Origin of the sequence: Paraglaciecola sp. (assembly GCF_030730205.1) — a bacterium.
Taxonomy (GTDB): domain Bacteria; phylum Pseudomonadota; class Gammaproteobacteria; order Enterobacterales; family Alteromonadaceae; genus Paraglaciecola.
Window position 1 is genome coordinate 1 of sequence record NZ_JANQVQ010000083.1, and the last position, 4,422, is coordinate 4,422.

Consider the following 4,422-nt stretch of genomic DNA (forward strand, 5'->3'; position numbering starts at 1 on the left):
CGTAGACTCAGCCCTAAAACCCAAATTGGCTATATCCGTGCGGTAACGAAGCTTGCCACGTACCTTAATCATTCACCTGCTAACGCCACGGCAGAGGAATTACGGCAGTTTCAGATTGCATTGGCCGAACAAGGTACATCCAACATCACCATCAACGCCACGTTATCTGGTTTACAATTCTTGTACTGTAAAACCCTCAATCGTCCCGATGTTATTAGTAAATTAGCCCTTCGAAATAACCACTCATTAATCCTTCGCCATTCAAGAATTGATTGGCGTGTAGTCGCTGCCAAACTTTAGTTTCAGTGCTATAGATATTGTAAATTTCGTCGCCGTTACCGCTTCCACCATGTCGGTATTTAACTATTAATTCTTTTTGTTTGTTCAATAAAAAGATTGGGTATGTCATACGACTTTCTAATTGCTCATCAACCATCACATCGATGCGCTCAATAGAACGCACTGCCATAGGCTCAGTCATGCGAAAGTATTCAAGATTATCGCCATGCATGTTGCCCATAACGTGCAAATATCCTTTTTTATCCAACTCCATAGTTACGTAATTATGGCTATCCCAGCCAAGCCAACTATCAACTTTATGAAACCGCCATGGTTTACCAATAACACGATGGGCAATGGTCATTTGTCGATTAGCATCAAAATATGCAACAAATTGATCGTCCCCCTTTGTTAATAGGTATGGTTTTATTGGATGACCAGACCATACATAATCGATGGCAGAAACATCGCCCCCTAAGCGATGATTGGTCGCCGACTTTTGATTGCTTAATGAGTTAAAAGAGAAGCAGGCAGTAAGAAAAAAACTAAGAGTGCACAGCATTAATAAACGTAAACAACTCTGTGGTGTCTTCATAGTTTATTCCCCTGAAAATAGAATAAAAAAAGGCCGGTGTTTGCCGGCCAATAACACAAGTAACAACAACTACAGCTAGGTCTAACGTAAAGCATTCCGTCAGTTCTTCTTACGGAGCCAGTATTGGCAAAACCACACATCTAAATAAAATTGTACCATCAAAACAGATTAATTCAAGTCATAATCAATCATAATGGGTCACATATTTAAATTTCCGTAAGTGTCTGCAAATCCACATCTAGTTTAAGTCTTTAAGCCATATCTCGTTGTCTTACTTGGTTTTGAAGTGACTGCAGAGTTAAGCGAATTGCCCTGCAGCTATGTACATCTAAGTTTTATCTAGCTGTAATCGATACGACTACTCCAATTCCATATCAACACGTTTTGCTTTCGCGTCTGGCTTGTTCCAGTTAATCAGCAGTGAAGTCGTGCCTTTGACTTGCTTATTAAATAAGGTTGGTTGAGCATCAGGGCCAAACACTTTCATGTCTTTCCATTTTGAGCCAACGGCTGAAATAGCGTCAAATAGATAGAAACCTTGTTGCTCAGGATAGTGCCAAATAGAGTTTTTTGGATCTTTAGCATTGATTGGATTTAATACGCCTAAGGTCACATCTGACCGGTTTATAAAGCCAACATTGAGGTAGTTATCCAGGTAGAATACTGCCCAATTCCATGGAGCAAAGTAGCCTTCAAACTCTGGGCCATTGTATATTTCCCCTGGACTGCTGATTTTTTTATCAATCGCGTAAACATCTAAAATGCCGCCTTCTTTACGGTTTTGGTAAATGCGCCAAGGGCCTTCGCCTAACCAGCGCTTGCGTTGTACTTTGCCAGCGGCAACTTCAATACCAATGCCGGCGTAGTAGTACTGACCTTCTGCCAGTGTGTAAGCGTAATCAAGTGCAATTTCACCATTGGCTTTTAACGTCCACGTTAGGTAGTCAAAACCTTTGGTATTAAGGGCTTTAATCACGAAACTATTGCCTTTTTTACTGACAATTGCCCTTGAAGTATGAGTGGTGTTATTCACTAGCTGGTCATCAAGCGCTTTAAACGTTAAGAACGGGAAGTTACCTAAACTGGTTGCTTTATCCTTATCTAAAATTTCAGCTAAAACACCACTGTTGCGATCAAAGCGTAAGGTAGTATCGCCTCTGTGAAAGGTAAACACATCTTGCTTGTCTTGCTGGTAAGCCTGATCTGACAATAGCCTGAACCCATTTTTTGGCTCGGTGATCGGTAAACGCTTGTCGTATACCAAGTTGTTTTGCATATCATGCACTTCAATCATAAGTGCATCGTTAGTAATAAATGATTTAGGTAAATTCAACTCAAGCTCGCCTGTTTCACCGGCAGCTAAATTAACCGTAATGGTGCCGCTTTTAACGGTGCGGTGACCATTGCTAGAAGCATCAGGGTTAGCAAAATCAATCAGCTTCCAAATAATGGTGGTTTGATTTAAGTTGGCAAAATCAAATTTGTTATGAATAGCAATCCTGCCATTGAAATGTTGATCAATATTTTTATCGCTAATAACCACAGGCGACCATACTTCACGAATGGTGTCACTGTCGCCCATTTTTTGACCATAAGGTCCAAGAATACCGTCAGCCGCTTTTGCGCCTTGGTTATCGACGGTATAACCCATATCATTGCGCATTAATCCTTCATCATAAAGCGCCCAAATGGTCATACCGCCTCCCACAGGTGAGGCTTCAAACATATCCCAGTACGTTTTTAAGTTAGCACCACCGCCGCCATCATATAGAGCGTGTAAAACTTCGTTGGGTAAATAAATGTGGTTCTTTTCGAATAAGTTTCTCTTCGCGGTGGCATAGTCTGGGTAGTAAGTGGTATTAACAATGTCCCAATCAGGATTGTATTTATCGAAAATATTGCTGTCTTTAGAGGCATTTTTAAGAGGGCGACGTTTCTGTATGTCCCACCTAGCAAAATCGATATCAAACTCCGGTACATGGGCATTGTGGTTACCATTACTCCACATAATAATGCTTGGGTGGTTCACATCACGCACGATTAGCTCTCTAACAATTTTAGGACCTATATCTTTACTCAATGGTTTAACCCAACCCGGTAATTCGTTTAACGCTAGTAAACCATATTCGTCAGTTAATTCGAAGAAGTAGCTGTCAGGTGGGTAATGACTTGGGCGCACAAAGTTAAAGTTAAGCTCCTTCATTAACTTGATGCTCTTTTCAATATCCGCTTTTGATAACGCACGCCCAGTTTCCGGGTTAAAGCTATGGGCATTAGCCCCCTTTAATAAAATACGTTTACCGTTTAAATAAAAACCGTCATGATCGCGGACTTCAAAAGATCTAAAACCAAATTTTTCATCATAGCTATGTAAAATACTGTCGTCGCTTTTAAGTTCAACTTTAACTGAGTACAGATTTGGAAATTCGTGTGACCATAAGTCAATACCTGTAAATTTCGCTTTAAGCTGTACTTTCTGCTTGCCTTTATCACTTGCGATCAGGGCATTAAAAGCGTTACCTACTTTGTTTTGCTTACTGTCATAAATTTGCGCACTGACCGAGTCAGCCTTATTAACGCCATTGGTATACACATCCATGGTGAAATCGCCGGTCATCTGTGCGTCAATCGCTACACGTTCAACAAACTCGTCAGCCACTTCTTCAATAAACACCGGGCGGAAGATACCACTGAACATCCAATAGTCTGCATACCGTTCTGCTCTGACGATTGACTCATCAGTTGATGAACTATTGACGTTAACGTCAAGGGTATTAAGGCCTCCTCTTAACGCACCGGTGACTTCAAATTTAAATTCGGTATAACCGCCTTGATGAAAACCAATCTTTTTGTTGTTTAGCACGACCGTGGTATCGGTCATCGAACCTTGAAAAACAATGAAGTAACGTTTTTTTTCTTGTGGCTCAAAATCAAATTGATGGCGATAATCAGCAACACCTGACTTACGATTCTCTATTTTATCCATGCCATACATGTAATAGCCAAAGCCTTGGGTTTCCCAATTTGATGGCACTGGGATAGTAGTCCAAGAACCACTATTACGACCTTCGTTTATCTTGAACTGCCAATTAACCGCAGTCGCTGCGTCTTGCCCGGATAAATAGAATTTATTTTGCGCATTACAGGGCAAAGACCAGATGGTCCATAGCAGCATTACATGCACAATTAGTTTTTTAAATAGATACATATTACAGCTTTCCTAAAAATTAAACTTACACAGAGTCATCTCCGTGGTTTAGCTACTACCCGCTTGACTTCTCCTCAAAATTTGCTTGGAAAAATTATTGGGACGGTATAAAAAGACAATTGTTTCGGTAGCCGGTACTGCCTGAATAACGTTCAGGCAGTACTATTCAGCCAAGTAAAGTGACGCTAACTAACGATGAGCTTAATTAGAGACGTTTCAAACAACAACCTAGTAGGCGCGCACCTTTAGAAATCGACATAAATTTCCAGATACGTTGGTTAGCTTTATGTCCCTACCAGTAAATGAATTACTAGACACATAGTTGGAATTAATGTTTAAG

The 4,422-nt window shown here is 40.6% G+C and carries 3 protein-coding genes; 1 reads left to right on the top strand and 2 read right to left on the bottom strand.

The window, feature by feature from the left end; all coding sequences use genetic code 11:
- Nucleotides 1-300, top strand: a 300-nt coding sequence (locus NWQ57_RS07085) for a phage integrase N-terminal SAM-like domain-containing protein (protein WP_306021443.1), incomplete at its 5' end; no start/stop codon positions are given.
- Here the strand turns inward: NWQ57_RS07085 and NWQ57_RS07090 are convergent.
- Both NWQ57_RS07090 and NWQ57_RS07095 read right to left on the bottom strand, forming a co-directional pair.
- On the bottom strand, nt 215-874 hold the full coding sequence (locus NWQ57_RS07090) for a BNR-4 repeat-containing protein (RefSeq protein ID WP_306021444.1): 660 nt from the start codon (nt 872-874) through the stop codon (nt 215-217). The two genes, NWQ57_RS07085 and NWQ57_RS07090, sit on opposite strands and share 86 nt — an antisense overlap.
- 358 nt (nt 875-1,232) lie before the next feature.
- A complete protein-coding gene (locus tag NWQ57_RS07095; RefSeq protein ID WP_306021445.1) occupies nt 1,233-4,082 on the bottom strand; it encodes a glycoside hydrolase family 2 TIM barrel-domain containing protein in 2,850 nt (949 codons plus the stop codon).
- Between the last annotated feature and the right edge of the window lie 340 nt (nt 4,083-4,422).

Excerpts from the sequence above, each read along its gene's own strand:
- NWQ57_RS07090 (WP_306021444.1), bottom strand. The coding sequence starts at position 874 with ATGAAGACACCACAGAGTTGTTTACGTTTATTAATGCTGTGCACTCTT.
- NWQ57_RS07095 (WP_306021445.1), bottom strand. The coding sequence starts at position 4,082 with ATGTATCTATTTAAAAAACTAATTGTGCATGTAATGCTGCTATGGACC.